Origin of the sequence: Dyadobacter endophyticus (genome assembly GCF_014641595.1) — a bacterium.
Lineage (GTDB): Bacteria > Bacteroidota > Bacteroidia > Cytophagales > Spirosomataceae > Dyadobacter > Dyadobacter endophyticus.
This window is the reverse complement of sequence record NZ_BMIA01000002.1, coordinates 167,154-187,518: the sequence shown is the minus strand read 5'-3', so window position 1 is coordinate 187,518 and position 20,365 is coordinate 167,154. Positions and strand designations below refer to the sequence as shown.

The following is a 20,365-nucleotide window of genomic DNA, read 5'->3' as shown; positions in this document are numbered from 1 at the left end:
AATGCTATGAAAAAGAGAATTGCTTTGGCCCTTGGGCTGACAATGGGCCTGAGCGCCTGCTATGACGACTACATCAAGGATTTCGACTATACCTCGGTGTATTTTATGTACCAGACCAACGTGCGGACCTTCGTGGTGGGTGAGGGGATGAGCATCGAGGTAGGGGCTGCGCTCGCGGGTGTCCGCGAGAACCGGCAGGACCGCATCGTAGGCTTCCAATTGGATGACGCACTGATCAATCGCGATGCATTGGAGGCGATGAAAGCCGGTGCAGGCTACATCCGTGAGGCAGTAAATGGCGTCGATACGCTCAAACCGCTGCCGACCGACTATTTCACCATCTCGGACAATTCCAGGATGGTGATCAAGGCCGGTACGCACATGGGCGCCGTGGTGATCAAAGCCGATTCGGCGCGGTTCCTGAAAGACGCCGCCACGATCCGCGCCGGATATGCCATACCGTTCTACATCACTTCCGCCGACGCCGATTCGGTCATTAACGCGAAGCGCTCGGCTGTGGTGGCGCTCAAATACGAGAACATGCTTTTTGGGAACTACTGGCACGGTGGCGTTACGACGGTAAAGGACGCTACGGGCAAGGTGGTGAAAACGGTGAAGTACTACACCACGATTCCGTCGCCGGAAGCCAAGGTTTTCAAGCTAAAAACAGTAGCTCCAGATGCACTCGTAACCAACAAGATCAGCGATCAGGAAGGCTCATTCAAGATTACGCTCGATGGAAATGCCGTCAGGATCAGCAAAGCCGACGGCTCCGCGATCCAGGTAAAACCCGATGGTCCCAGCACTTTCAATCGGCCCAAACTGTTGCAGGATCGTAAGTTATTTTTAAGCTATAAATATGAAAATGAGGATGGTACAACCTCTTTTGCCCAGGACACGCTGACCTTCCGGAACCGTATCCGCGACGGTGTCAACGAGTGGCAGGACGAGAATCCGGACCATTATAAATAAGTGTCAGATTACTGCTTCATCAATAACCTGCCTTGCCATATCTGCTGGGAATAGCTCTTACTTAATATTGTTTAAATACAATATTCGGAGAGTGCCTGCCTAGTGGATATGGCATTTTTGTATTTCTTTGTGTAAATATCTTATAATAAAATATTGGAACGAGTCTATTTTGGCAACGTTCCCGATAACGATTGCATAAATAAACTTCGCGGATCGTTTTCAATTTTCTCCCCGAATCTCTATTCTCAAATTGATTTTCAAATGGTATAATAAGTACAATAAATATGCTTATTGGAATTGTTCAAAAAGGCATACTACAGGAAATCAAAAATACTTATCATCCCTGAACCTCTTTCCAGATAAAATATTTCAACAGATTGGTTACAAATCTGCGCCAAGTAACTGCGTGTGTATTATAACTATTGATGGGAAAAATATAATTATTTGTAAGGGGAGATCTATCAAGTGGTCGTCAGAATTGACAGTTTATGGTGAACTATTAATGGTTAAACAATCAATGCGTATGAAAAGAAACTTTACAAGTATTAGCCACTGTATGATGCGTTGGGCAATGGCTGGTGCGGTGATGACGGGTTTTACAGGGCAGGTCTATGCAATGAGGCCTTCAAACCCGACCATCAGGGTTATCGACAGGACAGTTTCAGGAAAGGTGACTTCAGTGGAAGATAACCTTCCGGTTCCCGGTGTTTCGGTAGTACTGAAAGGAAGCAAAAGTGGTACCAATACCGATGCCGACGGCGCTTTCAAGATGAGCATTCCGGAAGATAACGCGGTCCTCGTGTTTTCAGCAGTAGGTTTCGTGACGCAGGAAGTGGCTGTTGGTAATAAAAGTGTGGTGGATATAGTGCTCGCCAGCGATCAGAAAATACTGACGGAGGTTGTGGTTGTAGGTTATGGTACGCAAAAGAAAAGCCAGCTGACCGGCGCAATTTCTTCGGTCGGTTCGAAAGAAATTAATGAAATGCCTATTACCAACCTGGGGCAGGCCTTACAGGGCCGTGCCGCAGGGGTAGACGTGACGCAATCGGGCTCCAAGCCGGGAACGGTGCCGAAGATCCTGATCCGCGGCCGTCGGTCGTTCAATGCAGGTAACGATCCGCTATATGTAGTGGACGGTATCCCGTTGGCAGCCGGTTATGAAGATATGAACCCCAACGACATCCAGTCGATGGAGGTTTTGAAGGATGCTACCGCTACGGCGATCTACGGTTCGCGCGGTGCCAACGGGGTTGTGCTCGTTACGACCAAGCGAGGTGCCCCGAAAGGTAAAACGACGATCAGCTACGACGGTTATGTAGGTGTTTCCAAAGCGCTCGATAAAGTGGAGTTATTCAGTGGGCCCGAATTTGCGGAATTTGTGCGTGAGGCTTATCGTGCCACGGGTGGGTATAAAGATGCAGCCGGCAACGCGATCCCCACTGGTGTGATCAATGCAGAGGCCGACGCCAAAGTGGCTGTCCTTGGTGGTGATCCCAATGTTGCGAAAGGTATCGCGAACGGCACCAGCACCGACTGGCAGGACCTGATTGTGAAAACGGGCGTGATGCAGAATCATTCGGTGGGTGTCCAGGGCGGAAACGACCGCACACAGTTTTACATTTCGGGAGGTTTTTTCCGCGACAAGGGTGTAGTAAAAGAAGCGAATTTTACCCGTCTTTCGCTGCGTTCGAACATTGATCATCAGGTAAATAAATGGTTGAAGGTAGGTTTGTCGTCCTATATGATGAACAGCATCCGCAACGGTGACTCCCTGAACACTTACGGAATGACGATTAACCAAAATCCGTTGGCCGTACCTTATGACGATAATGGAAAGCTGATTTTTTCACCTACCAATGATGCGTTGCTGACCAACCCGCTTGCGGAACTGGTTCCGGGCGCGCAGGTTGCCGAGCTCAAACGTTACCGTATTTTCAACAGCATTTACACAGAGTTCAGTATTCTGCCCGGGTTAAAATACCGTGTCAACTTTGGTCCTGATTTTACCCTCAGCCGTTATGGACGGTTTATTGGCTCCCAAACGAACGCTCGAAAAGGAGGAGATTCCCAGGCAAAAGTATGGCAAGGGTTCGCCTTCAATTGGACTTTGGAGAATATTATCAATTATAGTAAGACCTTTGGAGGAAAGCATAATTTGAATGTGACATTACTACATTCCTTCCAGAAAGATCGTGCAGAAATTTATGGTGCGAGCGTTCAGGGTGTTCCGGTGGAGACACAATCGTTTTACAATCTCGGAGCGGCAACGACCATATTCTCTCCTACAAGCGGCTACATTCCATGGCAGATCAACTCGTACATGGCTCGTGTGAACTACGACTATAATGACAAATACCTGGTAACAGTGACGATGCGTCGTGATGGTTCAAGCCGTTTCGGGGAAAACAGCAAGTACGGTAACTTCCCCGGTATCGCGTTAGGTTGGAACGTGGCCAATGAAAACTTTCTGAAAAGCGTTAGCTGGATCGACCTGCTTAAAATCCGCGCCGGCTGGGGTAAAGTGGGTAATACCGGTTTGGCTCCTTATCAGACACAGGCGTTTTTGGGACGTACAAGCTACGCATGGAACACGACGCCGGCTTATGGTTATCGTGGCGACAGGATTGGAAACCCTGATTTGCGTTGGGAATCGTCCGCTACTTCCAACGTAGGGTTAGATTTCAGCTTTATCCGTGGAAAGATTCAGGGTTCTTTGGAATTTTATCAAACCAATACCACTGATTTGCTGCTGTCTGATCAGCTGCCTGGATCCAGGGGCTATGCGGCCGTTACCCGCAATGTGGGTGAAACCCGCAACCGTGGTATCGAGTTGAGTTTGACTACTAATAATGTCAACACAGCCGGCGGTTTCAAATGGACCACTGATTTCACGTTCACCAAAAATACAGAAGCTATCCTGTCGCTCTACAATGGAAAAGTGGATGACCTGGGTAACGGCTGGTTTATCGGACGCCCGCTTAGCACGGTGTACGATTACAGAAAAGTGGGTATTTGGCAAACCAATGAGGCTGATGCTGCGAAATCATTCGCCAGCGAAGTGGGGCAGATCAAAATCAAGGATAACAACGGAGATGGAAAAATCAATGCGGACGACCGCGAGATCATCGGTTCCGATGTGCCTGATTTCAGCGGTGGAATCACCAACCGTCTCAGCTACAAAGGCTTCGACCTTTCATTCTTCTTCTTTGCCCGCGTAGGTAACCTGATTCGCAGCGAGTTCCACAGAAACAACAACGCATTGGCAGGCCGCTATCAGCAGATGAAAGTAGATTACTGGACGCCAAACAACCCTACCAACGAGTTCCCACGTCCGAAAAGCAACCAGGAGTTCCCGGTTTACGGAAGCACGCTTACTTATTTTGACGGAACATTTGTGAAGCTGAGAAACGTGAACGTGGGTTACACATTCACACCGGAACTGTCTAAAAAGCTGGGAATGGAATCATTGCGCTTGTATTCGAGCATCCAGCAGCCTTTCATCTGGGCGAAATACCGGAGCAAATACAACGGTGTTGACCCAGAAACTACCGGCCTTGCAGCGGGTGGTACAGGTATAACCCCAGCTACGATGGTGATCACATTCGGCTTGAACGCGAAATTCTAATGGCTTGGTTTTGAAATTTTTTAAAAGATACTGACAAATGAAAAATATAAGAAAATCGATTGTGGTGTACGGCATGGCGGCGCTGATGCTCGCGGGGCAGGGGTGCAAGGATGTGCTGGACGAAAAGATCATCTCGGGGGTTGGTACCGACTACATGAACACCGCCAAAGGTTTTGAAGACGGCGTGAAAGCAGCTTATTCATCGCTCCGCTTCTACTATGCGACCCAACAGGGCTTGACCCTAACCGAATATGGTACTGATATTTACGCTACCGGTGCAGATGGCGGTTACAAGGGTTTCCATTTTTATGATGGCCAGCTGAACCCGACCGTGGATTATCTGGCAACAACATGGGACGAGCTCTATCGGGGTATCAATACCTGTAATGCGGTAATCGAGCGGGCACCGAATGTGACGGGTATTGCCGATAATGTCAAAAAGCTGCGCATTGCAGAAGCCAAGTTTTTGCGTGGTCATTACTACTATCTCCTGCATCAGCAGTACGGTGGCGTAGACCTTTACTTTAACGAGACTTTGACACCAACCAAAGAAACCAAACGTGCGACCGATGCCGAAATGTACACGGCGATCATCAAAGACCTGAGCGAGGCGGTTACCGATCTTGAAGCAAAGGCACAGTCGAGCGACTACGGCCGCGCTACCAAGCCTCACGCGCAGGCGTTGCTGGCGAAAGTGTACCTGGCAAAAGGATATTCAACTCAAAAAGCAGCGGACGATTTCACCAAAGCAGCCGATCTTCTGAAAGAAGTTTCAACCAAATATGGCTATAAGTTGCTAGACGATTTCTCGGCTGTGTTCGATGAAAACAACCAGAACCACTCCGAGGTAGTTTTTGCCGTGCAATACACCAGCGATGCATTGACGAACGGTACCGGTAACAGTTTGCACCTCTATTTCGGGATGCAGTACGACGTACAACCGGGTATGAAACGGGATACTTATTGGGGACGGCCTTTCAAACGCTTGAGACCGACCGAGTACCTGATCAACACCGTTTTCGCTGAACGTGTCAACGACTCGCGTTACAAAAAGACATTCCGCGATACGTGGCTTTCCAACAACCCGGGTACTTATAACGCGGCTTCGTTTGATGATTCCAAAACAAAAGTGACGTTTGCGGCGGGCGATACGGCCATCTTCATTCCAGGTTACGAAATGACGAAAGAGGTGCGTGCGACGAAAAAATACCAGGTACTCGTGCCTAGCAAGTATTCGGAAGCTTTGTTCCCGACCTTGCAGAAGTTTTTCGATTCAAAACGTCCTGATATGACTTACGAACCGGGCAGCCGCGATTATTACGTGGTGCGTCTGGCGGATGTCTACCTGATGCTTGCAGAAGCGCTGTTTCAATCGGGCGATAAAGCCGGTGCTGCCGAAGCCATTAATATGGTGAGATACCGTGCGGGCTGGCCTGGTAAAAAGGACAAAATGCTCATTGACGCGAAAGACCTTACGATGGAGACGATTATTGAGGAACGTGCAAGGGAGCTGGCCGGCGAGCAAACCCGCTGGCTGGACCTGAAACGCTGGGGCCTCCTCGTGGAAAGGGTTAAAAAATACAACCCACAGGCTTCGGCTATCGCGGCGCATCATGTGGTGAGACCTATCCCTCAAACACAGATCGACCGCAGTGCGAAAACATCCGATGGTAAATCGGTATTCCCGCAGAACCCAGGGTACTGATCGGTTCCCGGAGTAATAAAATCAAGAGGATGGTTGCCATGTGCAGCCATCCTTTTTTGTTTTAGGAGAGGGGAAAATAAAAAAATATTGCCGGTGAATCATTGGTACTATCCGGTTAAAAATTAGGACTACTTGTGAGCGTAGACAGGCTGGAATGGGTGGCGTCAGGGTGTTATATTTCACCTAAAACATCATCTTAATTCACTAACCTATGCACATCACAAAAGGACTTTTTACCTCTTTGCGGCGCATGAGCGGGGTATGCATATGTGCGATATGCCTGCACCCGCCGGTGCCCGCCAGTGTCGTCGCGAGTCCGCTCGCAAGGGTTGGCCATGTAATGCAAGCCGACAGAACTATTACCGGCACCGTACTGGCCAAAGACGGAAATACGCCTGTTCCGGGTGTAACGGTGGTTGTCAAAGGAACAAACCAGGGTACGACAACCAATGCGGAGGGCAAGTTCACCATCGAGATTCCCGGAGATACAGGGGTGCTGGTATTTTCGGCCGTCGGGTATGTCACGCAGGAGCAGCAAATGGGTAATGCGAGTATAGTCGATATTTTGCTTGTAACCGACTTGAAAACGCTCAATGAAGTAGTAGTTGTCGGCTACGGAACCCAAAAGAAACGTGACCTCACCGGCGCGGTATCACAGGTGAATGCGACCCGGCTAGAAAATGAAAACCCTCAGTCGGTACAAGATGTGCTGCGCGGCAACGTGCCGGGAATGAATGTCGGTTTTTCAGCCTCCGCAAAGGGCGGGGGAAGTGTTTCTGTGCGGGGGCAGAACTCGATCAATGCAGGTTCCAGCCCATTGATCGTACTCGACGGTACGATCTACTATGGCGGGATGGAAGATATCAATCCCAATGATATCGAGACGATCGATGTGCTAAAAGACGCGAGTTCGTCGGCCGTTTTCGGCGCCAAAGCAGCGAGCGGCGTCATTTTGATTACCACTAAAAAAGGTAAGGAAGGTAAGCCGGTTATCAACATCAACAGTAACTTCGGCTTGGCAGAAGTGGCCAGAAACCAGCCGGTACTCAGCCCGCAAGGTTTCATCAGCTGGCGGCAAGAGGTAATGCGAAACATTAATGCCACCGCCGACCCTGCTCGCTTTGCCGACCCCAACCACCTTCCTACCGGCGTAACCCTTGACCAGTGGCTGGCCTTCGACGGTTCCAAGGGCGACCCGACGACCGTCTGGCTCCAACGCCTGGGTATGCAGCCCGCCGAGATTCAGAATTACAAGGACGGCAAGAGTGTGGATTGGTATTCCAAAGTATTCCAGAAAGGTTTCAGGCAAGATCATACGGTAAGCCTTTCGGGGCGTAACGACCGCATTTCCTATTATATGTCTTTGGGATACCTCAATAACGAAGGGATCGTGGTAGGCGACAAATACAGCACCGTCCGCGCGCGTCTGAATCTTGAAGGTAAAGTGAACAAGTATTTGTCGGTAGGCATGAACACGCAGTTTGCCCGACGAGATGAAAGCCAGGTGCCGGTAAACTACGATTTGGCGCGGACCATTTCGCCCTGGGGCTCGGAGTTCGATGCGAACGGCAACTACGCCTGGCGGCCCAACGGCGAAGCCAGCGGTGGTAACCATCCCTATTATGCCCGCCAATTCATCAAACGGGATCAGGGAGCCCAGACATTGAATTCCGTTCTTTTTGCCAAGGTCAGTTTGCCTCTTGGGTTTACTTATCAAATCAATTTTACGCCCCGTTTCGACTATACACACCGCTATAATGCCGAATCTGCCAAGCACGCCGAATGGGCTGCTGAGGGCGGCCGGGCCTCACGCAAGGATTCGACTGTTTTCAACTGGCAGGTCGATAACATTCTGAAATGGAACAAAACCATTGCCGGAAAACATCAGATTGACCTCACCTTCCTGGCCAATGCCGAACGCTTTAAAAGCTGGCGTGACAGCATTTCTAACAAGGGCTTCGCGCCTACGGACGTTTTGGGTTACCACAATATCCAGGCAGGCGGGTTGCCGGTGGTCTACACCGACGACCAGACCAGCACCGCCGACGCATTAATGGCCCGGTTGTTCTATTCATTCAAGGACAAATACATGCTCACGCTATCGAGCCGGCGGGATGGTTATTCCGCTTTCGGGCAGAAGAACCCGCGGGCTGTGTTTTCATCGGCGGCATTGGGCTGGGTGTTTACCGATGAAAGCTTTCTGAGTTCCAAGTGGCTGAATTATGGAAAGTTACGGGTTTCGTATGGTAACAACGGTAATCGCGATATCCCACGCTACGACGCCCTGGCCGATCTTGCAAGCGGCAAATACCTGCATGTGAAACCCGACGGCACCGTGTATCAGGTAAGCCAGCTGTACGTGAGCCGTATGGCAAATCCGAATTTGAAATGGGAGAAAACAAATGCGCTGAATGTCGGTCTTGACTTTGGATTATTCAACAATGTGGTGGACGGCAGTATTGAATTTTACAAATCGACGACAAAGGATTTGCTGGTGAAACGCGCGCTTCCGAATGTGCTGGGTTTTGACAACGTTTGGGACAACCTCGGCGAAGTGCAGAACAAGGGACTCGAAATCAGTTTGAATTCCAACAATATGCGCCGCGAAAACTTCACGTGGCGCAGTACATTCAACTTCCAGATGAACCGCAATAAAATCGTGCATTTGTATGGCAACTATGTCGATATCAAAGACGGCTCAGGTAAGGTGACAGGCCGTAAAGAGGCCGACGATGTAACCAACCGATGGTTTATCGGTCATGCGCTCGACGAAATATGGAACTACCGGATCCTGGGCGTCTGGCAGAAAGAAGAGGAAGCCGAAGCTGCGAAGTACGGTGTCAAACCGGGTGATTTTAAATTGAAAGATGTGAATAATGATGGCAAGTTCACCAATGACGACAAGGAGTTTCTCGGATACACTTCACCACGTTTCAGATGGACTTTGCGGAATGAGTTCAAACTCTTTAAGGGCCTGGACGTATCGTTCATGATCTACTCCTACTGGGGACAGAAAGCGACATTTAACCAGATGAAGAATCGCGACGGTTTCGTGGATCGCACCAGTTCGTATGTGTTTCCTTACTGGACCGAAGGAAACCGCTCGAATGAATGGGCGAGGCTCTATTCCAGCGAAGGGTCGGCGACGGGGTATGCAGTTTACAGAAGCAAATCTTTCGTGCGATTCGAAAACTTGTCGGTGGCTTACACGGTACCCAAGGCCGTTTCACAAAAAGTGGCCGTGCAAAACCTGCGGATCTATGGTAATGTCCGCAATATCGGCTTCTGGGCACCGCAATGGAACTATTGGGATCCAGAGAACGGGACAAACGGCGCTACGAATGCCAGCATAGCCACATCGGTACCGAGCCCACGGATTTACACGATCGGGCTGGATATCACCTTGTAATCACTATCACACAAAACTGTAAGGATCATGTTTAACCAAACATTAAAATATATACTCGCATTGGGTCTGCTCGGCACAGTGGGGGCGATTACCTCCTGCAAGGAAACGTGGTTGAAACCCGAACCACTTTCATTTTACGAACCCGACCTGACCTTTAAAGACCTAGCCGGGTTGAAAGCAACACTCGTTGCGTGTGAGCGCAATCTACGACTGGAATGGTATGGAGACGCGATGCCGATGATTACCGAATCGGTCTTTTCCGACATTGCCGTGGAGGGGACGACCGATAAATCGGGGCCGGCACAGAACCTGAATCTGCTCATCACACCCGATGCCCAATTGAACCATATCGATTATAACCGAATCGGCTGGTATTGGCTGGAAGGCTACAAGGGTATTAAATATGCCAATACAGCCATTTCCCGTATTGATTTGCCTACTTATAAAAATGAGCAGGAAAGGAACGAAGTGCTGGGCGCAGCTTACTTCCATCGTGCGGCACGCTATTATCGGCTGACGCAGCAGTTTGGAGATGTTCCATTAATTTTGAATGAAATCAACGGCCCGAAACTTGATTTTCAGACTACAAAACGCGAAGTAATCCTTAAAAAGATGAAGGAAGACCTCGAATTTGCCGAGCAATGGGTGCCTGTCGTGACGGACAAGGGAATGGTGAACAAAGGTTCGGTAAGTCATTTGCTTACAAAGGTCAACCTCGCGTTGGGATTGTTTGACGATGCGATCAAATCGGCAACAAATGTGATTGAGGGCGGTACACACAAGCTGATGACCTCTCGTTTCGGCGTGAATGCCAATGACGCCAGCCGGAATGTGGTATGGGATTTGCACCGGCCGCAGAACAAGGCAATCGCGGCTAATACCGAAGGGTTAATGCTGGTTATCGACCGGCTGAATATCGAAGGCAATGTCGACGGTGGGATGCTCATCATGCGGAACTGTGTGCCGCTTTGGTTCAACAATATCAACACGCCGAATGGAAAACGGGGCACGATCGACACTTATGGGATTGAGATCGACCAGGTTGTGAAGTATGGCCGCGGGATCGGACGTTTGCGCCCAACCGATTACGCACAGAACCAGATCTGGGATGATAAAAACGACCTGCGCCACGCGCCCGGCAACTGGACACGCATGGAGGATATTTTGTACAACAATCCTGCATTGAAAGGCGATGATAGCTACTATGGTAAAAACCTGCAACTCAAAAACGCAGAAGGGGTTGTTCTGACGATCGATACCATACGCTGCTGGTTCGACTGGCCGAACTATAAGCTCTTCGTTGAAGATCCGTTGCGCGTACAACCTCAGGGCGGGAACTCGGATTGGTATGTTTTCAGGTTGGCCGAAACCTACCTCCTGCGTGCGGAAGCCTACGCGTGGAAAAGTGATCTGGCCAAAGCCGCCGATGATGTCAATGCTGTCCGCACCCGCGCCAATTGCGCGCCGCTTGCTGCCGGTAAAATCAATATTGGCACCATCCTCGACGAGCGCGCGCGTGAACTTTATTTTGAAGAGCCTCGTAAGACCGAGCTGACCCGCATTGCCTATATTTTTGCTCAAACCGGAAAGCCGGCGCCCAACGGCAAGACATACAGTCTTGATAAGTTTTCCGATGATAATTACTTCTATGACAGGGTGATGGAGAAAAATGATTTTTATAACAAAGGTGTAAAAACGCGCCACGCCGACGAATACACCATGAGCCCGTACCATGTTTTGTGGCCTATTCCGCAATCGGCGATCGATGGGAACACACAGGCGAGGATCAATCAGAACAAGGGATATGCGGGCTATGAGCGAAATGTACCGCCGCTAACGGAAATCCCGAAATAAATTTACACGCAATGGCCCGTAGATAGCGGGTCATTGTTGTTTTATATCGTCTGGGAGTTATAGATTTTACATTAATCTAAACCTGAAATGAACAGACGGAATTTTCTACAAAACACTTCAGTCGCTGTGGCCGCTACTGCCGCAGGCGCCGGTTGGCTGGAAGCCGCAGTAAAGAAAGGAGATATAAAAATCGGCTATTCGGCCATTACCTGGGGCGGAAAGGACGAACAGGCCATGGCCGATCTGACCGGGCTGGGCTTCAAAGGCATTCAACTGCGGGCCAATACCTTTGGTCCTTACCGCAATAAGCCTTCCGAACTGAAAGATGCATTATTGAAGAACAATTTGACGCTCTGCATGTTTTCGAGCGGGAATGTAGAAATAGATCCTGCAAAATTTGAAAGTACCGTGGACACGCACGTTGCGCACGCGAGTTTTGTGAAAGCACTGGGGGGTAACGCCATGCAGCTTACCAATAGTTTACGCCCGAAAGACCGTGCACCATCCGTGGAAGAGCTGAAAAAGCTGGCGCAGGTAATGAACGAGATTGGTAAGCAAACGGCCGATCAGGGTGTGCAGGTGGTTTATCACAACCATATGAACCAACTCGGTGAGACGCCCGAGGAGGTAGACGTGATCGTACAGGCAATGGACCCGCGGTACATTAAACTGCTGCTTGACATTGCACATTACAAGCAGGGCGGAGGCGAGCCACATGAGGCGATCGTTAAATACAAGGACATTCTGCATTCACTGCATTTGAAAGATACCAAACCGGCGGATACCAAAAGCGGTTACAAATTTGTGGAACTGGGGCAGGGCAGGGTGGATGTGCCGGCGGTTTTCAAGGCATTGGACAAGATCAGGTTCAAAGGATGGGCGGTGGTAGAACTCGACGGCGTCCCCGATCCCGAGAAATCGCCATTGATCTGTGCCGAAATCAATAAAAAGTACATCACCGAGGTTTTAAAATATCCGGTGTAGCCTCAACTGGATTTGTAAGGGTATTCTTATTAATATTTCGTTATTATGGCAATAGCTGATATTAGATAGGATGCCCTTTCGCATTTTTCAGTTATTCATCATCTTTATTCAACACAATGAGAAAATTTCGATTACCGCTGGTCGCAATGGCCGCGTTCCTCTTTACCGCGCCGCTTCAAGCACAGAAGTCGAAAGACGGCTGGCAGGACCTCTTCAATGGCAAGGACCTTACCGGCTGGAAACAGCTTAATGGCCAGGCCAAATATGAAGTAAAAGATGGGGCTATCGTGGGGACTTCCGTGATGGGTACACCTAACTCATTCCTGACGACCGAAAAAGATTACGGCGATTTTATCCTGGAACTGGATGTAAAGGTCGATAATAAACTGAACTCCGGTATTCAGATCCGCAGCCTGTCCAAACCCGAATACATGAATGGCCGCGTGCATGGCTACCAGGTCGAGATCGACCCGAGCGACCGCGCATATTCAGCAGGGATTTACGACGAAGCACGCCGCGGTTGGCTTTACCCGCTCGATTTGAACCCGGAAGGCAAAAAAGCATTTAAAAGAGACGCATGGAACAAGTACCGCATCGAAGCGATCGGCAATTCGATACGCACTTTCCTGAATGGTGTTCCGGTTGCACATGTAATCGACGATATGACACCCTCGGGTTTCATTTGTCTGCAAGTGCACGCGATCGGTAGCAAGGAAATGGAAGGCACGCAGGTGAGCTGGAAGAATGTGCGTATCAAAACTACTAAGCTTAAACCGAGCCCGGCGACGAGCGTGCGCATTGTGAACCTGATCCCCAACAACCTCGACGCTTCGGAAAAAGCACAGGGCTATTCATTACTGTATGATGGTAAATCGGTGGACCAGTGGCGTTCTTACGGTGGCACCGATTTTCCTGCCAAAAGATGGAACTATCAGGACGGTACCATTCAGATTTCCAAGTCGGACGGCTCCGAAACCGGTAACGATATTGTTACCCGCAAGCTCTATGGCCCCGCATTCGAATATGAATTTGAATTTAAGCTTACCGAAGGTGCCAACAGCGGCGTGAAATATTTTGTAGACCAGAAATTCAATTCCAATGGCAAATCGGGTATCGGCTGCGAATATCAGGTGCTCGACGACGAGCGTCACCCGGATGCGAAACTCGGCAAAAATGGCAACCGTACCATTGCTTCGTTTTACGACGTGATCCCGGCGGATCGGCCGAGGAATGCAGTTAAAAAAATCGGCGAATGGAACCAGGGCCGTATTGTCGTGCAGAAAGATGGCACCGTGCAGCATTTTCTGAACGGCTATAAAGTAGTGGAATATGTGCGTGGCTCCCCGCAGTTTAAAGAATTCGTGGCAGGGTCGAAATTTGCGAAATTCGAGGGTTTCGGCTTGTCGCAACAGGGTAACCTGCTGTTGCAGGATCACGGGGATAATGTGTTTTTCCGCAGTTTGAAAGTGAAGGAAATCAAATAGCCCGAATCGGCGGAAAAAGCGTAAAAAAATACAGTAGATAGACGGGCGTTCGACATTTAGAAACGATTGCCCGTAAATCGGCCTCAAAAGCAGTCAAAAAGTCAACATTATTCAAATCCAATATCATGACCAGTAGAAGGGATTTTCTTAAAAATGCAGCACTGGCTTCTGCGGGTGTCGCAGTAGGCACCAATGCTTTCAGTGCGGCCAGCTACCGCCGTATCGTGGGAGCTAATGATCGCGTCAGGGTAGGTATCATCGGTTTCTCGGACCGTTTCCGCAGCTCGCTGGCACCTTCCTTCTCGGATCACGCCAAGGAACTGAACTTTGAGTTTATGGGCGTTTCCGACCTGTGGAACCGTCGCCGCGACGAAGCGGAGGCATTCATGAAGGGGAAACCCTATGCAGCCAGTGAATTTGTAAAGGCAAGAAACAACGAAGAGCTGCTCGCACGCAAGGATGTGGACGCGGTGATCATCAGTACCGCCGATTTTCAGCATGCTTTGCATTGCGCGGAAGCTGTAAAATCGGGGCGTGACGTGTACGTTGAAAAACCGTTTGCGGAAACCCTTGAAGATGCAAAAGTAGCTTTGAAAGCGGTGGAAGGTTCCAAACAGATTGTACAGGTAGGTTCGCAGCGCCGCAGTGCTCCCAACTATTGGGCGGCTTACGAATATATCAAATCGGGTAAATTCGGGGATATTACTACGGTTGAAATGACCTGGAATGTGAACCAGCCAGGCCGTTGGAGACGGAAGGAGCTCGTTTCACAAATCCGCAAAGAGGATACCGACTGGGACCGCTTCCTGATGAACCGTCCGAAAGTAGGATGGAACCCACGCTACTACCTTGAATTCCGGTTATTCTACCCATATTCATCGGGTATTCCGGGACAATGGATGGCCCACCAGATCGACACCGTACACTGGTTCTCAGGCCTTGACGCGCCGCGTAATGTGGTTGCCAACGGTGGTATCTACACCTGGAAAGACGGCCGCACCAATGTCGATACTTTCAGTGCGGCATTCGAGTACGGTCCCGTGGACGACAAGAGCAAAGGTTTCCAGGTGATCTACTCTTCCCGTTTCAACAACGAAGCAGGCGGCGTGAAGGAATACTACTACTCAAATGGCGGGATGATCAACCTCGACACGAACAAGATCACTTCCGAAGGCGGCTTAAAGGAAAAAGATGCGAAAGGAATGGGCTTGCAGGCAAACTTGCTTCCTGAAATGTCCCTGAAAACCGGCGATAAAATCGCGACCGACGCCAACACCGGTGCCGATCCGATGACGTCGCTGCACATGCGCAACTGGATGGAGTGTATCCGCAGCCGCAAGGAAACGAATGCACCTGCCCGCGTAGGTTTCAACCACTCGGTAGCGAACATTATGGCTACCCAGGCGTTGCATACCGGAAAACGTGTGAACTGGGATCCGAAGAAAAAGGAAATCGTGCTTAGCTAACATTTTAAAAGATCAGACAGTGAATTTAAAACATACTGCTTTGGTATTGACAGCTGCCGCATTTGTAGGCACTGGCAGTGCTTTTGCGCAGAAGGTTGATCTCGTCCGGAATGACAAGGACAAAAAAGTGGAAGTGAAAATCGACGGGAATCCATTTACGGCTTACTATTACCCCGGCGAAAAAACGCTGAAAAAGGCCGTCCTGTACCCGGTAGCGACGGCCAGGGGCACGGTGATCACCCGTGGCTGGCCACTGGACCCTCGTGCAGGCGAGCGCGTAGATCACCCGCACCACGTGGGTATCTGGCTCAACTATGAAGATGTGAACGGGAACGACTATTGGAACAATTCCGATGCCGTGAACCACGAAAAACGTGCTTACGGAACGATTATCCATACCGGCATTACTTCCGTAAAAAGCGGAAAAGACAAAGGTGAGCTCACCGTAACCGCCGACTGGGTGGATAAAGACGGTACGCTAACCCTGAAAGAAGTAACCAAATACACTTTCAGCGGCAAAGGCGAAACCCGCATTATCGACCGTTCGACGACGTTGACAGCTGTTTTACCGGAAGTGAGCATGCCCGACGTGAAAGATGGGATGTACGCTATCCGCGTAGCGCGCGAGCTCGAACTGCCTTCGAACAAGCCTGAAATCTTCACCGACGCGAGCGGTATTGCTACCAAAGTACCTGCATTGAACAATGAGGGCATTACCGGCAACTACCGCAACAGCAATGGGATAGAAGGTGAAACAGTTTGGGGCAAACGTGCGATCTGGTGTAACCTCACGGGCAAGATCAAGGACGAAAACATCAGCGTCGCGATGATCGACCATCCTAAGAACGTCGGTTACCCGGCTTACTGGCATGCGAGAGGTTACGGACTGTTCGCCGTGAATCCGCTGGGAATGAAAGCACTCAGTGACGGAAAGGAAACACTCAATTTCAAACTGAAAAAAGGTGAATCGACGACGTTCCGTTACCGCCTGGTAATTGCGTCAGAGCATTTGAAAGATGCAACCCTGAACGACCTCGCAGCTGCGTACGCGAAGACGGAATAGTTTGTATCATAGCAGATTGAAAGGGTAGCCAGCGACTTTTCGCTGGCTATTTTTTTACCCTGAAATCTGTCGGTATGAATCTTGAACGTTATGAGTATGACCAGCTTGATGAATTGGCTTATCGCTTTTCCAGCAGAAGTACGAATGGCGTATTTGGCTTCTCGAAAAACAGCCCGTCTCCGAGCACCTCTTCAAAAAGAAATAACTACTTCACCATCGTCCCGGGCGAATGCCAACTGATCACATGGTAAGTCGCTGGTGTTTTGCCCGCGTTGCGTATCGAGTGCATTTGATCGGACGCCTGGAAAATGACGGAGCCGGGCCCTACCTTCTTTTTATCTCCGTTTACGAGCGCCTCTACGGTGCCTTCCTTAACAATAATCAGTTCTTCTTCCGGATGTTTGTGAGGCGGATGCGATGCTTCTCCGGGGTTCAATGTCGTTACGTGGCATTCGAGTTCGTCTGTCGTAGCTGTTTGAGAACGAAAAAAGGTTCTTACGGATCCGGTGGCCGTCGCCCTGACGGCGATGTTGTTCCAGTCGAAAATTGATGATTCGAGCATACTGGCCGTAGGGCGTGCAACGATGCAACTCAATGTGCAGCAAACAGATATTGAGGCGACGACAAGGTCTCGTTTTGTGATTTTCATAATAGGTCAAATGGAATAGTTTCAAGTAGAAAGACTCTTACTTAAATGGTTTACCTGAACTGAAATGTGTAAATAATTTTAACTTTTATTAGATTAGTTCAAGATGGATTTTAGGACATGTTAACTATTTTGATAATGGGTAAATAAGCGTTATCCTTGAAGTTGAAATGCGGAAAAACCTCCGTTGTCTGTTTTTGCTCTCAATTCATGGAAGAACAATCAAGAAGAACGTTCCTGCAAAATGCGGGATTGGCTTCATTCGCCTCTGTTTCTGGTATTACCGCCGGGCCGGAAAGAGTGAAGGAGCTGTTTATCCACCATGTTTTCTTTTACCTCAAAGAACCTAACAATGCCCAGCATGAGGCACAGTTACTGGAAGGATTGCACAAGCTGGCCAAGGTTCCGACGATACAGTATGTACATATCGGAAAGCCGGCGGTTACCAATCGCTCAGTGATCGTCAAAGATTACACGATTTCCTGGATGTGTTTTTTCAAAAATATCATTGAGGAAGAAATCTACCAGACGCACCCGATCCATCTCGAATTCATTGAGCAATATTCCCATCTGTGGGAAAAAGTAGTGGTTTACGACGCCGTGGGGCCGAAGAACGTCGGCTAAAATGCCTTTGACGGACATCGTTTATGTTTTGAAGGAGTGACAATATGAAAGAGAATTTCAAGGAAAATCACCCGGAATGCCGGGAAATGATATTGCCGGTGCGGGATGCACTGGATGTGATCAGCGGGAAATGGAAAATTTCGATCCTCATCGCGATGAGCCTCGGGCACAAGCGGTTTATGGAATTACAGAATGCTATTCCGAACATTACGCCGCGGATGCTGTCGAAGGAGCTGAAAGAATTGGAAATGAACCTGCTGGTGGAGCGAAAAGTATACGATTCGTTTCCACCGATAATCGAGTACGAGCGCACGGGACATGCCCATTCGCTTGAACCGCTGATTGAGGAACTCCGCCGGTGGGGCGAGTATCATCGCCTGGTGATCACTGGCACCAACATTGAACATCCTGTAAAAGAATTGCAGGATTGAGGTAAACATTTAAAAGAATACATGAAGTTATTCCTGCATGTGGCCGTGTCGCTCGCGGCCTTTGGTTTGTATTTCTCGCCCGTGCGGGCGCAGCAGCATTCGGACGCCATACGATTGAATCAGATCGGGTTTTACCCGGCAGCGCCGAAAGTGGCTGTTGTTGTGTCGGATGAAGCCGATGCATTTGAAGTGAAAGACGCCAAAACCGGGAAAACGGTTTTAAAAGGCAAGCTGGGCAATGTTCGTACCAGTCAGCATTCAGGGAAGCACACCCGCCTTGCTGATTTTAGTGGTCTTAGGAAGCCCGGTTCCTATGTTATTGAAATAGCGGGATTGGGGAGATCGGCCAGGTTAAATATCGGTAAGCAAGTCCATAGGGATGTAGCGAAGGCTGCCCTGAAAGGCTTCTACTATCAGCGCGCTTCCATTGATCTCCCCGAAAAGTATGCTGGAAAGTGGGCGAGGCTAGCCGGCCATCCCGACAACAAAGTGCTGGTCCACGCTTCGGCAGTTTCGGATGGACGGCCCGAAAATACCTTGATAGCTTCCACCCGGGGCTGGTACGACGCCGGAGACTATAATAAATACATTGTCAATTCGGGCATTACCATGGGTACCCTGCTGTCGTTGTACGAGGATTATCCCCTTTATTTCGAAGATTTCAATACGAATATCCCGGAGAGCGACAATGGTGTTCCCGATTTGCTGGACGAGGTGGTTTGGAACCTACGCTGGATGCTTACGATGCAGGACCCGGTCGATGGAGGCGTGTATCACAAGCTCACCAACCCTCGCTTTGACGGAATGATAATGCCTGTTGCTGCGAAAAATCCCCGTTATGTGGTGCAGAAAGGCACCGCAGCGACGCTCGATCTGGTGGCAGTAATGGCGCAGGCTTCACGTATATTCAAAAATTTCAACAATAAATTTCCCGGCCTGTCCGATTCATGCACCACTGCCGCAGTGAAGGGTTGGCGATGGGCTGAAAAGCATCCGGCGGTGATGTACAATCAGGATGCAATGAACAAGCAGTTCGATCCGGATGTGGTTACGGGAGCCTATGGTGACCGTTCGGTAAAAGACGAATGGATTTGGGCCGCCTGTGAAATGTATGCGAGCACAGGCAAGCCGGAGTATATCAAAGATATCGACCTGGAATTACAGCAACCAATGGCGCTGCCTACCTGGAGTCAGGTGAAAACATTGGGTTACTATACATTGCTTCGCTCCGCTAAAAAATTAAAGTTGCCTGCTGAGCAGTCTGGCCTTTTGCGGAAAAGTGTCTTGAATTATTCCGATCAGCTTCTCGTCGATCTGGAAAAACAGCCTTATAACACGGTGATGGGCAAAATTGCAAAGGACTATGCCTGGGGTAGCAGCTCGGTTGCTGCAAATCAGGGTATTGCATTGCTGAAAGCCCACCGATTGACCAAAGACCAGAAATATATTAACGCAGCGCTCGGCAACCTCGATTACCTGCTCGGCCGCAATGCGACAGGCTATTGTTTCCTGACAGGTTCGGGATCTAAGAGGGTAATGCACCCACACCAGCGACTCTCCATTGCCGATGGAATCGTAGACCCGATTCCCGGCTTGCTTTCCGGCGGGCCCAACCCCGGGCAGCAGGACAAATGCGCCGGTTATCCCAACAAGTTTGCGGACGAATCATTTACCGACAATGAATGCTCTTACGCTTCCAATGAGATCGCCATCAACTGGAATGCACCTTTTGTGTACCTGGCAGCCGCATTGGAAGCATCTATGAAATAAAGTACGATCAGGCCTTTTTGCCCTTCACCGGAACAGTTTCCGGCGTCTCGTTGTAGCCCTTCTTCTGGGTCATGTTAACCTTTTCGGATTTCTCGATGGATTCCTGTTTGAGGACTCCGGAAGGTTTCCGGCTATCATCTTTTTGTTTCGATTTGCTTTTCGGTCCGCCCTGGCTTGGTGAGCCGCCTTCCACATTATTGAGTTGTGTTTTCATGGATTTTCAGGTTTAGGTCGATACCTGCAAATTTCATTCCCGGCAGCTCTACTTTTTTAGATTGGTGCAGTAGAACCCCGTCATGGGCCGACTCTTTATCAAATCACAATCCAGCAAA

General features: G+C 49.6%; 14 protein-coding genes. 12 read left to right on the top strand and 2 right to left on the bottom strand.

Annotated features, from left to right (window positions below; genetic code table 11):
* Positions 1–6 precede the first annotated feature (6 nt).
* From IEY24_RS12880 to IEY24_RS12840, 9 genes are all read left to right on the top strand, one after another.
* Positions 7–972 carry a DUF1735 domain-containing protein gene (locus IEY24_RS12880; RefSeq protein ID WP_188932652.1) on the top strand — a complete coding sequence of 322 codons (966 nt, stop codon included), beginning with the start codon at positions 7–9 and terminating at the stop codon, positions 970–972.
* Positions 973–1,543: 571 nt separating this feature from the next.
* Positions 1,544–4,597 (top strand): SusC/RagA family TonB-linked outer membrane protein, encoded by a 3,054-nt coding sequence (locus tag IEY24_RS12875; protein ID WP_188935161.1) that lies wholly within the window; start codon positions 1,544–1,546, stop codon positions 4,595–4,597.
* Between the two features lie 37 nt (positions 4,598–4,634).
* Positions 4,635–6,302 (top strand): RagB/SusD family nutrient uptake outer membrane protein, encoded by a 1,668-nt coding sequence (locus IEY24_RS12870; protein WP_188932650.1) that lies wholly within the window; start codon positions 4,635–4,637, stop codon positions 6,300–6,302.
* Between the two features lie 211 nt (positions 6,303–6,513).
* The gene (locus tag IEY24_RS12865; protein ID WP_188932649.1) at positions 6,514–9,711 is read left to right on the top strand and encodes a SusC/RagA family TonB-linked outer membrane protein; all 3,198 of its coding nucleotides are present in this window, start codon (positions 6,514–6,516) and stop codon (positions 9,709–9,711) included.
* A gap of 27 nt (positions 9,712–9,738) precedes the next feature.
* Positions 9,739–11,565, top strand: a complete 1,827-nt coding sequence (locus IEY24_RS12860; protein ID WP_188932646.1) for a RagB/SusD family nutrient uptake outer membrane protein — start codon at positions 9,739–9,741, stop codon at positions 11,563–11,565.
* 87 nt (positions 11,566–11,652) lie between these two features.
* On the top strand, positions 11,653–12,549 hold the full coding sequence (locus IEY24_RS12855) for a sugar phosphate isomerase/epimerase family protein (protein ID WP_188932644.1): 897 nt from the start codon (positions 11,653–11,655) through the stop codon (positions 12,547–12,549).
* A 116-nt stretch (positions 12,550–12,665) separates the two neighbouring features.
* Positions 12,666–14,033, top strand: coding sequence for a 3-keto-disaccharide hydrolase (locus IEY24_RS12850; protein ID WP_188932642.1), 1,368 nt, complete (start codon positions 12,666–12,668; stop codon positions 14,031–14,033).
* Between the two features lie 125 nt (positions 14,034–14,158).
* Positions 14,159–15,499: a Gfo/Idh/MocA family oxidoreductase gene (locus IEY24_RS12845; RefSeq protein ID WP_188932640.1), complete on the top strand. Its 1,341-nt coding sequence runs from the start codon at positions 14,159–14,161 to the stop codon at positions 15,497–15,499.
* Between the two features lie 40 nt (positions 15,500–15,539).
* Positions 15,540–16,562: a DUF6807 domain-containing protein gene (locus tag IEY24_RS12840; RefSeq protein WP_188935160.1), complete on the top strand. Its 1,023-nt coding sequence runs from the start codon at positions 15,540–15,542 to the stop codon at positions 16,560–16,562.
* A gap of 205 nt (positions 16,563–16,767) precedes the next feature.
* Here the strand turns inward: IEY24_RS12840 and IEY24_RS12835 are convergent, their stop codons facing one another.
* Complete coding sequence (locus tag IEY24_RS12835) at positions 16,768–17,211, bottom strand: cupin domain-containing protein (RefSeq protein WP_188932638.1); 444 nt, start codon at positions 17,209–17,211, stop codon at positions 16,768–16,770.
* 207 nt (positions 17,212–17,418) lie between these two features.
* On the opposite strand from IEY24_RS12835, the gene IEY24_RS12830 reads away from it, so the two are divergent.
* From IEY24_RS12830 to IEY24_RS12820, 3 genes are read left to right on the top strand one after another with little or no spacing between them, the layout of a single operon-like run.
* Positions 17,419–17,832 (top strand): Dabb family protein, encoded by a 414-nt coding sequence (locus tag IEY24_RS12830; RefSeq protein WP_188932636.1) that lies wholly within the window; start codon positions 17,419–17,421, stop codon positions 17,830–17,832.
* 44 nt (positions 17,833–17,876) lie between these two features.
* A complete protein-coding gene (locus tag IEY24_RS12825) occupies positions 17,877–18,263 on the top strand; it encodes a winged helix-turn-helix transcriptional regulator (RefSeq protein ID WP_188932634.1) in 387 nt (128 codons plus the stop codon).
* A 21-nt stretch (positions 18,264–18,284) separates the two neighbouring features.
* Positions 18,285–20,033, top strand: coding sequence for a glycoside hydrolase family 9 protein (locus tag IEY24_RS12820; RefSeq protein ID WP_188932632.1), 1,749 nt, complete (start codon positions 18,285–18,287; stop codon positions 20,031–20,033).
* Positions 20,034–20,040: 7 nt separating this feature from the next.
* On the opposite strand, the gene IEY24_RS12815 is transcribed toward IEY24_RS12820, so the two are convergent.
* Entirely contained in the window at positions 20,041–20,247 is a 207-nt protein-coding gene (locus IEY24_RS12815) for a hypothetical protein (RefSeq protein WP_188932630.1), read from the bottom strand.
* Positions 20,248–20,365 lie beyond the last annotated feature (118 nt).